The organism is Lentzea sp. DG1S-22, from assembly GCF_036321065.1.
Taxonomy (GTDB): domain Bacteria; phylum Actinomycetota; class Actinomycetes; order Mycobacteriales; family Pseudonocardiaceae; genus Lentzea; species Lentzea jiangxiensis.
Map to the genome: position 1 here is coordinate 2,166,351 of NZ_CP143276.1, position 14,771 is coordinate 2,181,121.

General features: G+C 70.7%; 16 protein-coding genes and 2 pseudogenes. 8 read left to right on the forward strand and 10 right to left on the reverse strand.

Annotated elements, in window-relative coordinates:
* Positions 1-18 precede the first annotated feature (18 nt).
* The 6 genes from V1227_RS09560 to nhaA all read left to right on the forward strand — a co-directional run bounded on the left by V1227_RS09560 (position 19) and on the right by nhaA (position 4,309).
* Positions 19-627 carry a TetR/AcrR family transcriptional regulator gene (locus tag V1227_RS09560; protein ID WP_329792146.1) on the forward strand — a complete coding sequence of 203 codons (609 nt, stop codon included), beginning with the start codon at positions 19-21 and terminating at the stop codon, positions 625-627.
* On the forward strand, positions 624-1,874 hold the full coding sequence (locus V1227_RS09565; RefSeq protein WP_329792147.1) for a glycosyltransferase: 1,251 nt from the start codon (positions 624-626) through the stop codon (positions 1,872-1,874). Before V1227_RS09560 ends, V1227_RS09565 begins: the two co-directional genes overlap by 4 nt.
* On the forward strand, positions 1,861-2,343 hold the full coding sequence (locus V1227_RS09570; protein ID WP_329792148.1) for a DUF6653 family protein: 483 nt from the start codon (positions 1,861-1,863) through the stop codon (positions 2,341-2,343). Before V1227_RS09565 ends, V1227_RS09570 begins: the two co-directional genes overlap by 14 nt.
* A gap of 229 nt (positions 2,344-2,572) precedes the next feature.
* Complete coding sequence (locus V1227_RS09575; RefSeq protein ID WP_329792149.1) at positions 2,573-2,770, forward strand: hypothetical protein; 198 nt, start codon at positions 2,573-2,575, stop codon at positions 2,768-2,770.
* A gap of 46 nt (positions 2,771-2,816) precedes the next feature.
* The gene (locus V1227_RS09580) at positions 2,817-3,053 is read left to right on the forward strand and encodes a hypothetical protein (protein ID WP_329792150.1); all 237 of its coding nucleotides are present in this window, start codon (positions 2,817-2,819) and stop codon (positions 3,051-3,053) included.
* Between the two features lie 65 nt (positions 3,054-3,118).
* Complete coding sequence (nhaA, locus tag V1227_RS09585; protein WP_329792151.1) at positions 3,119-4,309, forward strand: Na+/H+ antiporter NhaA; 1,191 nt, start codon at positions 3,119-3,121, stop codon at positions 4,307-4,309.
* A 620-nt stretch (positions 4,310-4,929) separates the two neighbouring features.
* Here nhaA and V1227_RS09590 read toward each other — a convergent pair.
* The 9 genes and pseudogenes from V1227_RS09590 to V1227_RS09630 all read right to left on the reverse strand — a co-directional run bounded on the left by V1227_RS09590 (position 4,930) and on the right by V1227_RS09630 (position 11,005).
* Positions 4,930-5,331, reverse strand: a complete 402-nt coding sequence (locus tag V1227_RS09590; RefSeq protein ID WP_329792152.1) for an ATP-binding protein — start codon at positions 5,329-5,331, stop codon at positions 4,930-4,932.
* Between the two features lie 205 nt (positions 5,332-5,536).
* Positions 5,537-7,135, reverse strand: a complete 1,599-nt coding sequence (locus tag V1227_RS09595) for a SulP family inorganic anion transporter (RefSeq protein WP_329792153.1) — start codon at positions 7,133-7,135, stop codon at positions 5,537-5,539.
* A pseudogene (locus V1227_RS09600) lies at positions 7,132-7,464 on the reverse strand (ArsR/SmtB family transcription factor). Before V1227_RS09600 ends, V1227_RS09595 begins: the two are co-directional and overlap by 4 nt.
* Positions 7,465-7,467: 3 nt before the next feature.
* Positions 7,468-7,644, reverse strand: a complete 177-nt coding sequence (locus V1227_RS09605) for a hypothetical protein (RefSeq protein WP_329792154.1) — start codon at positions 7,642-7,644, stop codon at positions 7,468-7,470.
* Positions 7,645-7,741: 97 nt separating this feature from the next.
* Positions 7,742-8,224 carry a CBS domain-containing protein gene (locus V1227_RS09610; RefSeq protein WP_329793991.1) on the reverse strand — a complete coding sequence of 161 codons (483 nt, stop codon included), beginning with the start codon at positions 8,222-8,224 and terminating at the stop codon, positions 7,742-7,744.
* Positions 8,207-8,803 (reverse strand): annotated as a pseudogene (locus V1227_RS09615) (IS630 family transposase); the annotation flags it as partial. The pseudogene V1227_RS09615 and the gene V1227_RS09610, both read right to left, overlap by 18 nt.
* A gap of 44 nt (positions 8,804-8,847) precedes the next feature.
* On the reverse strand, positions 8,848-9,723 hold the full coding sequence (locus tag V1227_RS09620; RefSeq protein ID WP_329792155.1) for a universal stress protein: 876 nt from the start codon (positions 9,721-9,723) through the stop codon (positions 8,848-8,850).
* Positions 9,720-10,286 (reverse strand): CBS domain-containing protein, encoded by a 567-nt coding sequence (locus V1227_RS09625; RefSeq protein ID WP_329792156.1) that lies wholly within the window; start codon positions 10,284-10,286, stop codon positions 9,720-9,722. The genes V1227_RS09620 and V1227_RS09625 overlap by 4 nt, the downstream gene beginning before the upstream one ends.
* A 26-nt stretch (positions 10,287-10,312) precedes the next feature.
* Positions 10,313-11,005: a hypothetical protein gene (locus V1227_RS09630; RefSeq protein ID WP_329792157.1), complete on the reverse strand. Its 693-nt coding sequence runs from the start codon at positions 11,003-11,005 to the stop codon at positions 10,313-10,315.
* A gap of 259 nt (positions 11,006-11,264) precedes the next feature.
* On the opposite strand from V1227_RS09630, the gene V1227_RS09635 reads away from it, so the two are divergent.
* Positions 11,265-11,921 carry a response regulator transcription factor gene (locus V1227_RS09635; RefSeq protein WP_329792158.1) on the forward strand — a complete coding sequence of 219 codons (657 nt, stop codon included), beginning with the start codon at positions 11,265-11,267 and terminating at the stop codon, positions 11,919-11,921.
* Between the two features lie 4 nt (positions 11,922-11,925).
* On the opposite strand, the gene V1227_RS09640 is transcribed toward V1227_RS09635, so the two are convergent.
* Positions 11,926-13,596, reverse strand: a complete 1,671-nt coding sequence (locus V1227_RS09640; RefSeq protein ID WP_329792159.1) for a sensor histidine kinase — start codon at positions 13,594-13,596, stop codon at positions 11,926-11,928.
* 139 nt (positions 13,597-13,735) lie between these two features.
* On the opposite strand from V1227_RS09640, the gene V1227_RS09645 reads away from it, so the two are divergent.
* Positions 13,736-14,743 carry an Acg family FMN-binding oxidoreductase gene (locus tag V1227_RS09645; protein ID WP_329792160.1) on the forward strand — a complete coding sequence of 336 codons (1,008 nt, stop codon included), beginning with the start codon at positions 13,736-13,738 and terminating at the stop codon, positions 14,741-14,743.
* Positions 14,744-14,771: the final 28 nt, after the last annotated feature.

A 14,771-nucleotide genomic window follows, 5' to 3' on the forward strand; every position in this document is an offset into this window, starting at 1 on the left:
CTGTTCAATACTCGGAACATGCGTTCAGCTTCCGATCTGACGGCCAGAGCCCGCATCCGCGATGCCGCGCTCGCCCGGTTCGGCGTCGACGGTCCGGCGGGGACCTCGGTCCGCGCGGTAGCCGCGGACGCCGGGGTGTCCCCCGCGCTCGTGGTGCACCACTTCGGTTCCAAGGAAGGACTTCGTCAAGCATGTGACGACTACGTGCTCGAGTCGATCCGCCGCGGTGACGAGGCCGCCTCCGAGGCCTTGGCCGAGGTGCTGCAGGCCGCGACACCGGTCCGGCGCTACCTGGCGCGCGCGTTGCTCGACGACACCCCGGCGGCGGGTGCGCTGTTCGCCGAGATCGTCGAGCGCACGCAGGCGTGGCTCGCGGCCGGCGAAGCCGAGGGCTGGGTCCGCGGTTCACAGGACGCGCAGGCGCGGGCGGTCACCTACGTCTCGTGGTTGCTGGCACCGCTGGTGCTCGGCGACCACGTCGGACGGCTGCTGGGCGGCGACCCGGCCGAGACCGCGACCGCGGTGCGCGGCGCGCGAGCCGGTCTGGAGATGCTGACCAACGGCCTGTTCTCCGACGACCGCTGGCTCACCGCGTTCTCCGAGATCAACGACAGGAACAGGCCGTGAGAGCGTTGCTGGTCACGCATGGGACGCGTGGTGACGTACAACCGTTGCTGGCACTCGCGGTGGCTCTGCGCAAGGCGGGCCATGAAGCGCTGCTCGCGGCTCCCGCCTCCTTCGCCGGCAGCGCCGTCTCGCACGGCGTGGAGTTCGCACCGCTGGACGAGGGACCGAACAGGCTGCTGCAGGACCCCGCCATGCTGCAGGCGGTAGAGGGTGGCTACCGGGGTGTGCGCGGCAAGCTGACGGCGATCTCGACGATCCGGCGCATCAAACCGTTGATGGCAGACGTACTGCGCGATGTCGGCGAGGTCGCCCGGTCCTCCGGCGCCGATCTGCTGGTGCACACCCCGAGCCTGCCCGCACAGCACGCGGCGGAAGTGCTCGGCGTTCCCGCCGTCCTGGCCACGCTGCAGCCCGGCTGGGTGCCGACGTCGGAGTTCCCCTGCCCCATGGTGCCGCTGCCGAGGCTCCCCCGTTTCCTCAACCGGGCGACCTATCTGACGGTGTCGGCGGTCATGCGCTCCTACAACGGCGTGTCCAACGCCTGGCGCGTCGAGCAACTCGGCCTCGCCCGAGGTCCCGGGCCACGTCACGCCCTGGTGTTGCAGGCGTTCAGCTCCGCGGTCACGCCGATCGATCCCGCATGGCCCGCGACCGTGCGCACCACGGGTTTCTGGTTCCTGCCACGCGATCCGGCGTGGACCCCGGACCCGGCACTGCAGGCGTTCCTGGACGCGGGCCCGCCACCGGTCCACCTCGGCTTCGGCAGCATGGCGGGGCGCGACGCCCAGCGCATCGGAGACATCGTCGCCGAGGCAGCGCAGGCAGCGGGAGTGCGCGCGATCGTGGCCACCGGCTGGGGTGGGCTCGCCGCACGCTCCTCCGACGACCTGCTGGTGATCGACCAAGCCCCGCACGACTGGTTGTTCGGCAAGGTGGGGGCGGTCGTGCACCACGGCGGAGGAGGGACGACCGCCGCGGCGCTGGCCGCGGGGGTGCCCCAGGTCGTGTGCCCGTTCGTCGCCGACCAACCCCACTGGGCACAACGGATGCACGCCCTGGGCGTTGCGCCACGACCACAACGCCCTACGAAGATGAGCGCCGCTTCGCTCGCCGAAGCGATCTCACAGGCCGTGGGCGATCCCCGCCTCCGGCAACGCGCTGCAGAGCTCGGTGGGCAGATGCGCGGGGAGAACGGTGCCGGCAACGCTGTCCACGACCTGGAGGAGCTCCACAATGGACGCCGCTGACCGGATTGCCAAGGCTTTCGGCATGACGGACGAGGTGTGGCAACGGCACGCCAACCCGTGGAGCGTCTGGACGCGGTTCGCCGCCATCCCGTTGCTGCTCCTCGCCATCTGGAGCCGCACCTGGATCGGCTGGTGGAGTCTTCTGGCCGTCGCCGCCGTGGTCGTCTGGCTCTTCGTCAACCCGCGGGCGTTCCCACCGGTACGAGAACCGCGAGGCTGGGCCGCGCGCGGCATCTACGGGGAGCGCGCCTGGGTCCGGCACCGCGATCTCGTGACGCCGGACCACCGGGCGGTGCTGCGCCTGCTGGTCACCCTCGGTGTCATCGGGTTCGGCACGATCATCTGGGGCTTGATCGCCCTTGAGGTGTGGCCCACGCTCTTCGGCGCCACGGTGGTCGTGATCGCACAGCTCTGGCGAATCGACCGCTTCGGCTGGCTGTGGGAGCGCCACGAGGCTCAGCGGTCCTGACCCAACGCGATCGCGCCATCGCCCTCGACGAGCGGCATTCACCGGAGACCGGGCCTCGTCGAAGTCCATTCAGGACTTCGCCCCGCCGTCGGAGTGCACAGGGGCGCTTCATTGCCGTTCCCCGGCAATGAAGCGCCCCCCGTACTTGCACGGTCGAACCATGTCGGCCGGTCCACCGCACCAGTCAGGATGGACGGGGAAGAGCCGAACCGGGGAAGGGTGAGCGATCATGCACAACACACCCCGCTGGATTGCACCCGGCCTGGTCCTGCTGGCCGTGATCACCGTGCTGGCAACCGCAGCCACTGACGACGGACTCTTCAACGAAGCACTCGTCGTCGTGGCGATCGGCCTGCTGGTCGCGGGCTACGCCTTGCGTTTCCACGCGCGCAAGCGGCTGATCTACCAGCGGGACGACAAACGTTGACATCGACCACACGATCGCCGAAGTGCAGCTCAAAGGAGGAAGCGGGATGACCGTCCAGGTCGAACCCTCGAACGAGGACGTCCGCGAGGTGTTCGACGGACTGGCGGCCGAGTTCAGCGGTGTGGTGCCCCGGGCCGTTGTCTCCAGAACGGTGCTCGACGCACGGCAGGACCTGGACGGGCAGATCATGCCCAACGCGCTGGCTGAGATGTTGCACCACCTGGCCCGCCATCGGCTGATCTCCCTGCACGCTCCGGAATGCCGGACCGACGCCACAGGCTGACAGGCCGCACATCGTGGTTGTACCGCAACGGTTATCGGAGAGACGTTTTGCCAGAACACCGCGAAGTGACCGATACGCGTCTGACGCGACGAGTAACGGCTAGCCTGCGCAAGTTCGTCCACAACGAGGCGGCCGCTGGTGTCGTGCTGCTGCTGGCGACCGCAGCCGCCCTCGTCTGGGCCAACAGCGCCGCTGCGGCCGGCTACCAGGAGGTGTGGCGGTTCCGCTTGTCGATCGGCGCGGGTCAGGTGTCGGTGACCGAGGATCTGCGGCACTGGGTCAACGACGGGTTGATGGTCATCTTCTTCTTCGTCGTCGGCTTGGAGATCAAGCGCGAACTCGTCGTGGGCGAGCTCCGTGACCGGCGTGCGGCGCTGCTGCCGGCCCTGGGGGCTTTGGGCGGGGTCGTGCTGCCGGCGGTGCTCTTCCTCGTCGTGGTCGGTGGCGGACCGGAGGCACGGGGGTGGGGAGTTCCTCTGGCGACCGACATCGCGTTCGCTGTCGGCGTGCTGGCCCTGCTGGGGCCACGAGTCCCCGCGGGGGTGAAGCTCTTCCTGCTGTCGGTCGCGATCGTCGACGACATCATCGCGGTCGGGGTCATCGCGTTGGCCTACACCGAGGACCTCGATCGCGTGTGGCTGCTTTCCGCGGCGGTCGGGTTGATCGTCATCGCGGCGTTGCGCCGGCTCGGGATCGGCTCGATCACGTTCTACGTGCTGGTGGGGCTGTTCGTCTGGTACGCCGCCCTGCACTCGGGAGTGCACGCCACCATCGCGGGAGTGGTGCTGGGCCTGATGACGCCGGCCCGTCCTGTGGACGGCCGTGACGTTCTAGGCGAACTGCAGCACAAGCTGCACCCGGTCAGCGCGTTCCTGGTGGTGCCGTTGTTCGCTCTCGCCAACGCGGGAATCGACCTCCGCGGTGGGGTCCTCGGGGAAGCGGCGGGAAGCTCCGTGGCGTGGGCGGTCGTGATCGGACTGCTGGCCGGCAAGATCGCCGGGATCGGCGGCGCCACCTGGCTCGCGCTGCGGACGGGCATCGGCACGTTGCCCCGGGGAATGCCACCGCGCCTGATCTGGGGTGTGGCGGCACTGGCGGGAATCGGGTTCACGGTGTCGCTGTTCATCACCGATCTGGCTTACTCCGACGCAGGCCTGGTCATCCAGGCGAAGGTCGGCGTCTTCACGGCCAGCGTGGTGGCCGCGGTGCTCGGCAGCGGACTGCTGCTCGCTTTGTCCCGTCGCAGCGTCGACTGACCGCGAAGGTCGCAGCAGGTCCGGCTGTCCGGCGGCACCCCGACTCGATCGGGGTACCGCAGCCGTCGATCTCACCCCGGACCTGCTCCACCGTCAGCTCGGCGCGGTTGGCACAGGCACTGGGGGTTCTACCTCGTGGACCTCACACGTCCGGCACGACTGGCGGTGCAGGTGCCGCACCCGGCGAACGACCTGCGCACCGACGAGATCGGCCTGGAGATGTTCCGGCGGATCCCAGCAGCGTGCTGGCCATCTCGGGCACGCACCGCGCGGTCGCGAACGGGGCGGGTGACGCGGCGCACCGCGTGGACTCGATGTTCCACGCGCTCGCGGTCGACCACTCGAATCGCGCGCTGCCCCAGGTGCAGCTGCACGGCTTCGGTGACGGCAGCCTGTCCTCTGCGGACGTGGTGGTCTCACCCGGTGCCGGGGCGGCCGAGCCGGCCCACCGGCGCATCGCGGACGGACTGGGCGACGGGCTGCGGGTCTGCCGTGCCTGGGTGCGCGACTGCGGCGAACTGGAGGGCAGGCGCAACAAGCAGGGCGGTGTGGCGGCGGAGCGGGGTGTGACGTTCGTGCACCTCGGCGTGCCCTGCAGGTGGAAGGGCGAGCGAAACCGACTACCCGGTGCAGTCGACGACTGCCCACACGGTCTTGCCCTCGGGCAGTGGACGCACACCCCAGTGCACGGACACCCTGTCGACCACGACGATGCCCCGTCCCCGGCTACCGCCCAGACGGGAGTGGCCGCGCACGGGCAGTGCCGACGAGGAGTCGTCCACCTCGACGCTCACCCTGCAGGGCTGCGTGTGGTGCGCGACCCGCAGCTGTCCGGGGCCGGGCGCGTGGTCGTACACGTTGCTCACGAGCTCGGTGACGATGAGCTGGACGTCGTAGAGGTGGTCCTCGCCGAGGCCGTCGAGCGCGTCGACGAGCCACCTGCGCACCGCGCCGACGGTGGTCGAGGCGTCGGCGGGCAGGTCGAGCGCCAGCGGTCTGGCGCCCTCTTCGACGGTTGTCACCACTGCCTCCGCGTGGCGTGGATCCGGTCATACCGGACGGAAAGAACGCTCACCGTACCTGGCGCCACGTCCGGGGACCGAACAGATGACCGGGGGCGAGCTCTCCGCCCACGACGACGGTCAGGCAAGGCGCCGGCGTCGTCGTGATAGACGCGGTCTGGCGACCTTGACCGCACCGCCACCGCGGCAGATCTCATTCGCTTTGTCATGGCAACGTTCCGTTCCGTCGCAGGTGGTTCCGCGCGTACGCGATGGCTTCGGGCGTGCTCGGGAACATCCGCACCCCGTGGATCTCCAACTGCCGGCGGTGCTCCTCGCGCACGCCGGAAAGCAGCACGGTGACGCCTCGCTGCTCCAGCCTCTCGACGGCGTCCCGCAGCACCAGGGCTCCGGTTCCGTCCAGGGTGGACACGTGCGACAGGCGCAGGACCACCACGGAGACCGCCGAGATCTCGGTGAGCTCCAGCAGGAACCGGTGTGCCGCGGCGAAGAACAGCGGTCCGTCCAGCCGGTAGGCGACGATGTGCTCGGAGAGCAGCTCCCGCTCCTCCTCGCTGTGATCGCCCGTTTCCAGTGGTTCGACGTCGATCCGCGCGGACCTGGCGACGGCTCGCAGCGCCAGCGCTCCCGCCACGACGAGGCCCACGATCACGGCGGTGACCAGGTCCAGCGCCAGGGTCGCGACCGCGGTGAGGGCGAGCACCACCGCGTCGGACCGGTTCGCGCGCATCAGCACCCGCACCGACCCCACCTCGACCATCCTCACCGCGGTGGCGAGCAGGACGCCGGCCAGCACGGCCAACGGGATGCGCCCGACCAGCGGTGCCGCGGCCAGCATGATCACGGCGAGCGTCAGCGCGTGCACCAGTGACGCCAGTCGTGACGTCGCACCCGAACGCACGTTGACCGCGGTCCGCGCGATCGCCGCGGTGGCGGGCACACCGCCGAACAGCGGCGTGACGACGTTCGCGATGCCCTGCCCGAACAGCTCTCGATCCGGGTCGTGCCGCTGGTTCACGCTCATGCCGTCGGCGACCGTGGCGGACAGCAGGCTCTCCAGCGCGGCCAGTGCCGCCACCGCCACCGCGGACGGCAGCAACGACCACACCGCGCCCAGGTCCAGGAAGGACAGCGACGGCGCGGGCAGCATCGCCGGCAGCGCCCCGATCCGGGCCACCGGCAACGGCCAGATCTCCGCCACCGCCGTGCCCACCGCCACGGCGAGCAGCGAGAACGGGACCGCCGGCTTCCAGCGCGCGCCCGCGAGCATCACCACGACCACACCGGCCGCGAGCAGCACGGCCGGCCAGACGGGACCGGCCCCGAACGCGCGCACCGCGTTCACCACCACGTTGTGCCCGTCCGGCGCCGGCACGCCGAGAGCCGCGGGAACCTGCTGCAGCGCGATCACCGCGGCGATGCCGATGGTGAAGCCCTCGACCACGGGCGCGGGCACGTACCGCATGTACCGCCCGGCCCGGGCCACCGCCAGGCAGAGCAGCAGCACACCCGCGAGCAGACCGACCGTCAGCACACCGCCGGGCCCGAACCTCGCGACGATCGGCACCAGCACGACCGTCATCGCACCGGTCGGCCCGGACACCTGCAGGCTCGACCCCCCGAACACCGCCGCCAGCGCGCCCGCCACGACCGCCGTCGCCAGACCGGCCGCCGCGCCGAGCCCGGACGCGACACCGAACCCGAGCGCCAGGGGCAGGGCCACGACGGCAACCGTGACGCCCGCGACCACGTCCCTGGGCGTCGCGGCAGACCAGTCCGCCTTCGCGGGCAGGAAGGCTCTCACACCGGGTCCTCGCGCAACTGCGCGAGCAACTCGTTCTGCCCCACCAGGAGCTCGGTCAGGATCCGCCTGGCCGCCTTCATCAGGTCGGCCACGTCGGCGCCCGCGAGCGCGTACACCACCGTCGACCCTTCACGGGTCGCCGTCACGATGCCGGACCTGCGCAGCACGGCCAGCTGGGCGGAGAGGTTGGACGCCTCCACGTCGATCTCGGCGAGCAGGTCGCGCACGGCCTTCGGGCCGTCCTGCAACAACTCCAGCACCCGGATGCGCACGGGATGCCCGAGCATGCGGAAGAACTCGGCCTTCGCCTAGTACAGGGGAACCGGCACCGCTCACTCCTTCCCGGGTGCGTCGACCACCACGCCGTGCTCGCCCGCCAGGCGCCGCAGGTTGGCGAGATCGGCGCGGTGCACCTCGGCGCCGTAGTCGTCCTGCTGCTCCTCCGCGTGACGCACCGCCCGCTCCGCCTGCTCGAGCCGGATGAGCAGGCTGTCTTCGAACTCGCTCACGGAACCACAACCTGTCGGATTGAAGAATTCTTCAATTCGACACACTACAACTCCGTCACCTGTGAACCGGAGAGATGCTCCCGCCACTCTCGTGCCGTCAGCCGCCGGCGGGAACGGGTTCGGTCGTGAACTCCACGTCGGTCACACCGGCGGTCGCGCGGACCAGCACGTCGACCACGTGGCGCTCGGTGGCGCCGTTGCCCTTGTCCACGATCGACACCTTGCCGCCGGTGACCTCGACCTGCCATCGCCGCGTGCCACCGACCATGCCGAGCCGGTTGCGGATCTCGGCCTCGACCACCCAGTCCGCGCGGGTGACGGTGCGGAGCATGTCCCTGCGGGTCACGATGCCCGCGAGGTGTCCCTCGTGCACGACCGGCACGCTGCGCACGTTGTGCTCGAGCATCAGTTCCGCGACCTCGGTGAGGTCGGTGCCCGGGGTCACCGTCACCACGGGCTTCGTCATCACCCGGGCGACCACCTCCGCGGGCGCCTGCCTGGCTTCGACGGGGTGGCCGTGGACGAGCCGCCTCGGGTCCTGGGGCAAGCGGTCGCGGAGCAGCGGCGTTCCCGGCAGCATCGGCAGGACCGGGGCGGTGCGGTTGAGGGCCTGGATCTGACTCTTCTCGTCCACGCACAACACCACCGCCCGCTCCGGCGGCGCGAGGTAGAGCCCGACCACGTCCTTGGCCTTGTCCACGAACAACGGGTCCTTGGACAGCTTCCACGCCTCACGGTGATGCGGCTGCAACCCGAACGCGTTCCAGATCCGCGTCACCGCGGTCTGCGTCAGCCCCGACTCCGCCGCCATCGGCCGCGTCGACCAGTGCGTCGCGTTGGCCGGCGTCGACTCCAGCGTCGCGGTGATCACCGCCTCGACCTGCTCATCAGTGATCGTGCGCGGCCGCCCCGGACGAACTTCGTTCAGCAGCCCGTCCAGCCGGTCGGTCACGAACCGCGACCGCCACTTCGCCACAGTTCCCCGCTGAACCCCCAACTGCGCCGCGATCTCACTGTTCGAGCCGCCCTCGGCGCACCGCAACACGATCCGCGCCCGCAACGCCAGCGCCTGCGCCGTCTTCCGTCGCCGCGTCCAGCCTTGCAGCACGTCTGCCTCGTCGTCGGACAGCACCAACTCAGGCAGCTTCGGGTTCGGCATGCCACCGAACCCTAGGCCTGCACACAAACTAACGACTCAGGACACTAGTCCGGGCGGACGATCGCCAACGGGCACGGCGCGTTGTAGACGAGTGCCTGACTCGTCGAGCCGAGCAACATGCCGGCGAACCCGCCGTGCCCGTGGCTACCCACCACCACGAGCTGCGCCTCAGCCCCGTAGCGCATCAACGCTCGCACCGGACGATCGCGCACGACCACGGGGTGCACCTGCACGTCCGGGTACTTCTCCTGCCACCCCGCCAGCCGCTGCGCCAGCAACCTGCGCTCCTCGACCTCCACCTGGCCCCAGTCCACGGTGAACCGCAAGGCGCTGTAAGCGCTTTCCACCATGAAGTCCTGCCAGCACATCACCGCGGTCAGCTGGGCACCGCGCATCGATGCCGTCTCGAAGGCGAACGCCAGTGCGGCCTCACTCGTCGGCGACCCGTCGACGCCCACCACGACCGGGCCGTCCGGCACCGCCGTGCCGCGCACCACGACCACCGGGCTCTGCCCGTGCGCCGCCAACGCCAGGGCCGTGGAACCGACGATCATGCCGGTCACCGTGCCGAGCCCCTGGGAGCCGACCACCACCAGACGGGCGGACTTGGACTCCTCGACGAGCAGCGCGGTGGCGCCGCAGCACACGATGTCCGTCGTCACCTCGACGTCCGGTGCCGCCGCCCGCGCGGCCGCAGTGGCCTCCTCCAGCTTGTCCCGGCCCAGGTTCTCGAGGGCGTGGCGGATCTCGTTGCCGGTGAGGATGACCTCGGGGTAGCCGCGGGTCGGCAGCACGTAGGCGTGCACCAGCCGCAACGGCACCTTGTGCCGCGCGCACTCCTGCGCTGCCCACGTCACCGCCGACAGTGCCGAGGTGGAACCGTCGACACCGACGACGATCGGGGCGGATGGGGCCTTCATCGTTGTCCTCCAGTCAGAACGCGGGCGCGCAGCACTCCTGGTACCGCGTCGGCCAGTGCCACGAGAACCCGTTCGGTGTCCTCGTCGGTGGTCGCGGCGCCGATCACGGCTTCACCTCCGTGCACCGTGACCGTCCACTTGCGACCTCCGCCGTACACGTCCAGCACGCGCTGGACCTCTGCGGCGACCGTCGTGTCGGCCCTGGCGATCACCCGCACCAGGTCGCGGCGGGTCACCACGCCGATCACGGTCGAGCCGTCGACGATCGGAACGCACCGCCTGCGGTCGTCGACCATGACGCGGGCCAGGGCCTCGGCGGGTGCGGCGGCGTCCATCGCGACAGCGGGCGAGGTCATCACATCGGTGACCACGGCACCGCCGTCCTCGAGGTACCCGCCGCGCACGAGGTCTGCCTCGGTCACGATGCCGAGCAGACGTTTGCCCTCGTCCACGACGGGAAGTGCGGTGAAGCCGTGCGAGACCATCAACGCGGCCGCGCCCTTGAGGGGGACGGCCGGCGTGACGGTGATCACCGGGCTGGTCATGACGTCGCGAGCACGCATGGCGGAACTCCCTTCCGGCTTCGACGTTAGGAATCGGCACGGCCGGCGGACGCTGTCCTTGGTCCCGTCCCGGCCGGGCCCTTGGCACCGACGACGGCCAGCGCCTGCGGGAATCCGGCGAGCTCGTGCCGTTCGACCAGGCCGGCCCGCCACTCGCGCCGGTGCACCAGGTGGACGACCGGTCGCACCGCCACGCCGGCGCAGCGGCCCGCCAGCACCGCCGCCTGCAACGCGGCACCACCCCGGACGTGGTCCGGACGGCGATCGCCGGTGGTGATCACGACGAGTTCGTGCTCACCCAGCGCGCGCAGCTCCGTTCCCACCCAGTGGCTGGCCCGTCCCAGCGCACGGGCATCGCCCGCGCCGGTGGCCTCGGCGAGGCGGATCGCCCGGTGCAGGCCGAGGTCCTGCGGATCCGCCGGTTCGCGGCGGTCCGCGCGGACGACGACGAGCAGGTCGGGACTCGCCTGGTCGGTCGGGAACACGACGTGCGGGTGCCAGCCCGCGTGCCGGACGGCGAGCACGACGTGTTCCAGAGCGGCGCCGCACGACAGCAACCGGTCGAAGCCGAGCGGATCGTGCTCGGACGTGTGTCCCCTCGAGAAGAGGTAGACCGACCGGTTGTGCAGCTCCAGCGACCACGGCCGGTCCTCGCTGTACACGGGCGCCTCACCGGCCGCCTCGACGATTCCCGCGGCCTCTGCTGGGTTCCATCGCATGCCTTGACGATTCCGCCGCGTGATGTCGTGCGGGCAGAGCGGACGTGCCCCTCCGCGACGGGCACTTGGACCCTCCGCAGAGGCCCGCGCACACCGGCTCCCAACCCTCATACTGGACGGGCAGCTGATCGGATGGCGAGGAGTTCGGCCGGGTGCGCAGGACCCTCGCTTCCCGGGAACAGGGTCTTTGGTCCCTGTGTGCGGCCGCTCGCCATAAGAGATCGTGATCGCGGAACGGTTGAGGAAAGGGTGGTCGCAAGTGGTGTCGCGAGTCTTCCTGGTGGACGACCACGAGGTCGTCCGGGTCGGCATCAGGGAGCTGCTCAGCGCCTCCCCCGACCTGGAGGTCGTGGGCGAGGCGGGCTCGGTCACCGAGGCGCTCACCCTGGTCCCGGCGGCCGACCCGGACGTCGCGGTGCTCGACGTGCGGCTGCCCGACGGCAACGGCATCGAGTTGTGCCGCGAGCTGCGCTCGCGGCTGCCCGAGCTGAACGTCCTGATGCTCACCTCGTTCACCGACGACGAGGCGCTGTTCGACGCGATCATGGCCGGCGCGTCGGGGTTCGTGCTCAAGCGCATCCTCGGCACCGACCTGACCACCGCGGTGAAGACCGTCGCGGCCGGGCAGTCGCTGCTCGACGCCCGCTCCACCGCCGCGTTGCTCAACCGCATCCGCCGCGAACGCGAGCAGGGCGACCCCGTCCGGGCGCTCACCGAACAGGAACGGACCGTGTTCGACTACATCGGCGACGGCCTGACCAACCGGCAGATCGCCGAGAAGATGTTCCTCGCGGAGAAGACCGTCAAGAACTACGTCTCGCACCTGCTGGCCAAGCTCGGCCTCGAACGCCGCACCCAGGCCGCCGTGCTCGCCTCACAGCTGCGCAAGCCCACCCACGACAACGAGACCGGCTGAGCGGTCAGTCCAGCGGCACCCGCCACGTCACGCGGGTGCCGCCGCCCGGCTCGCCGCCGACGGTGAGGGCGCCGTTCAGCGCGGTCGCACGCTGCTCGAGGTTGCGCAGGCCGCTGCGCGCGACCTCGGCCGGCATGCCCAGGCCGTTGTCCACCATGGAAATGATCAAGGAATCGCCCGCCTCGACGGTCAGCGTCAGCTCCGTCGCGCGCGAGTGGCGCAGCGCGTTGCTGACGGTCTCGCGCACCACGGCCTCGGCGTGTTCCCCGATGTAGTCGGGCACGAGGCTGTCGATGGTGCCCGACATCCGCACCGCGGGCGTCAGCTCGGCTCCCTCGGTGAGCTCGGCGACGATGTCCAGCAAGCGCCTGCGCAAGCCCGTGTCACCGGAGTCCGCCTGCAGGTCGAAGATCGACGTGCGGATCTCCAGCACCGTCTGGTCCAGCTGGTTCACCGCCTTCTGCACCCGCCTGCGGACCTCCGGGTGGGTCACCCACGTGAGCGACCCCTGCAGGCTCATGCCGGTCGCGAACAGGCGCTGGATCACGTGGTCGTGCAGGTCACGTGCGATCCGGTCGCGGTCCTCGAGCACGTCGACCATGCGCCGGGCGTTCTGGTTCTCGGCGAACTCGATCGCCACCACGGCCTGGTCGGCGAACGACGCCAGCAACGGCATCAGGTCCGCTCCGAACGCGGCTGCGTCCTTCTCCCGGACCGAGAGCAGGACACCGGTCACCGTCGTACCCGCCCGCAGCGGTACCACCACGGTGGGACCAGCCCGCCCAGGAAGGTCGCCGAGTTGCTCGCCCGCCTCCTCGAGCATCACCGGTGCGGCGGTCTCCAACACCTCCGCGAACACCGGCGCGCCGGCGGCGAACCGGACGGGACCGGCCTCGGTGCCCGCATGCGCCGCCGTGCGGAGTTCGTCGCCCTCGAGCAGCAGGACCGAGGACCAGGAGGCTCCCGCCAGTTCGACCGCGCGCTGCGCGATCAACCGCAGCGCGTCCTCGGCGGTCGCGCCGGCCAGGAGCTGGGCGTTGATCTCGGCGGTCGCCTCCAGCCACCGTTCGCGCATCCGCGAGCGTTCGAACAGCCGCGCGTTCTCGACGGCGACACCGGCGGCCGCGGCCAACGCCTCCAGCACGACCTCGTCGTCGGCGGTGAAGTCGCCGCCGTCGGTCTTCTCGGTCATGTAGAGGTTGCCGAACACCTCGTCGCGCACCCGCACGGGAGCACCGAGGAAGCTGTGCATCGGCGGGTGGTTGGGCGGGAAGCCGACCGACGCCGCGTGCTCGCTGATGTCGTGCAGCCGGATCGCCCGCGGGTCCTTGATCAGCAGCCCGAGGAGGCCCTTGCCCTCCGGCAGGTGACCCATGTGCGAGCGGGTCTCCGGGTCGATGCCCACGTACACGAACTGCGACAGGTTGTGCCGCGACCCGAGCACCCCCAGCGCGCCGTAGCGGGCGCCCACCAGCTCCACGGCGGCCTGCACGATGCGCTGCAGCGTCGAGTCCAGCTCCAGACCCGCGCCGACGGCGAGCACCGCGTCGAGCAGGCTCTGCATCTTGTCCCTGGTCGACCCGATCTCGGCGAGCCGGTCCCGCATCTCGTCGAGCAGCTCGTCCAGCCGCAGACCGCCCAGCAGGCTTCGCGCCGGGGCCTCCTGTCCATCCATGGATCAAGCTTTTCACGTCGCCACGACGGCACCAAGCGGTCCCGGTCGAGTCGGGACCTTGGACGGTGGGGCCGTCCCGGCGCAGCGGGAACAGTGGAGGCACAGCACGTTGGACCAGGCAACACGATGAGGTGAACACATGGCTCAGGTGACGGCGGCTCTCGGGCTGGGACCGGAGCAGATCGAGAAAGCGCTCGTGGCCGCCTCGCTCGCGCCCTCCGTCCACAACACCCAGCCCTGGCGGTTCCAGGTGGAGCGGGACCGCATCGAGCTGCACACCGATCCGAGCCGCAAGCTGGCGGCGACCGACCCGGAGGACCGCGAGCTGCGGCTGTCCTGCGGCGCGGCGTTGTTCAACCTCAGGCTGGCTCTGCAGAGCATGGGCGTACGTCCCCTGGTGTCGATGCTGCCCGGCCACGACGCGCCCGGAGCCCTCGCCGTGGTGCGCCGCGGTGGCACGATCAAGATCGACGACGAGCACCGCGCGCTGCTGGACGCCGTTCCTCGCCGTCGCACCAACCGCAAGCCCTTCCTCGAGTCACCGGTGGACCCTCGTCAGCGCCACGCGCTGGTGCGCGCGGCCGAACTGGAACGCTCGTGGCTGCACGTCGTCATGACCCCGCAGGACCGGGCCCAGCTCAAGCGGCTCGTCCGGCAGGCGCACGAGATCCAGCTCGGCGACGAAGCCGTGCAGGCGGAACTGGCCGCGTTCACCGGCCACCGCCCCGGCGCGGCCGACGGGATCCCGCCCATCTCCGCCGGCGTGCGGCCGGCGATGCAGGACGAGTGGGCGTTCCGCGACTTCCAGGGCCCCGAGCGCCACCCCGGCAAGGACTACGAGTCCGACCCGCTCGTCGCGGTGCTGTGCTCGTTCTACGACGGCCCGCTCGGCGACCTGCAGGCCGGACAGGCGATGCAGAGGGTCCTGCTCACGGCGACCACGCGCGGTCTGTCCGCGTCGTTCCTGTCCCAGCCGGTCGAGGTCCGGCGGGTCCGGGAAGACCTGCGCCGCGGTCTGGGGGGCATGCTCGTGCCGCAGACCGTCCTGCGGCTGGGCTACAGCACGCCGGTCCCGCCCACCCCGCGACGGCCGGTCTCCGAGCTGCTGATCGGGTCCGACGAGCACCAGCCCTGCTCACGCGCATGAGCCGGTGAACTCGACGAGGACGACCTCG

What these genes read in the sequence shown, in the direction of transcription:
- V1227_RS09645 (WP_329792160.1), top strand. Translation starts at nt 13,736, where the DNA reads ATGGCTCAGGTGACGGCGGCTCTCGGGCTGGGACCGGAGCAGATCGAG.
- V1227_RS09580 (WP_329792150.1), top strand. Translation starts at nt 2,817, where the DNA reads ATGACCGTCCAGGTCGAACCCTCGAACGAGGACGTCCGCGAGGTGTTC.
- V1227_RS09625 (WP_329792156.1), bottom strand. Translation starts at nt 10,286, where the DNA reads ATGCGTGCTCGCGACGTCATGACCAGCCCGGTGATCACCGTCACGCCG.
- V1227_RS09630 (WP_329792157.1), bottom strand. Translation starts at nt 11,005, where the DNA reads ATGCGATGGAACCCAGCAGAGGCCGCGGGAATCGTCGAGGCGGCCGGT.
- V1227_RS09640 (WP_329792159.1), bottom strand. Translation starts at nt 13,596, where the DNA reads ATGGATGGACAGGAGGCCCCGGCGCGAAGCCTGCTGGGCGGTCTGCGG.
- V1227_RS09575 (WP_329792149.1), top strand. Translation starts at nt 2,573, where the DNA reads ATGCACAACACACCCCGCTGGATTGCACCCGGCCTGGTCCTGCTGGCC.
- V1227_RS09570 (WP_329792148.1), top strand. Translation starts at nt 1,861, where the DNA reads ATGGACGCCGCTGACCGGATTGCCAAGGCTTTCGGCATGACGGACGAG.
- V1227_RS09610 (WP_329793991.1), bottom strand. Translation starts at nt 8,224, where the DNA reads ATGCTGCCGGGAACGCCGCTGCTCCGCGACCGCTTGCCCCAGGACCCG.
- V1227_RS09560 (WP_329792146.1), top strand. Translation starts at nt 19, where the DNA reads ATGCGTTCAGCTTCCGATCTGACGGCCAGAGCCCGCATCCGCGATGCC.
- V1227_RS09620 (WP_329792155.1), bottom strand. Translation starts at nt 9,723, where the DNA reads ATGAAGGCCCCATCCGCCCCGATCGTCGTCGGTGTCGACGGTTCCACC.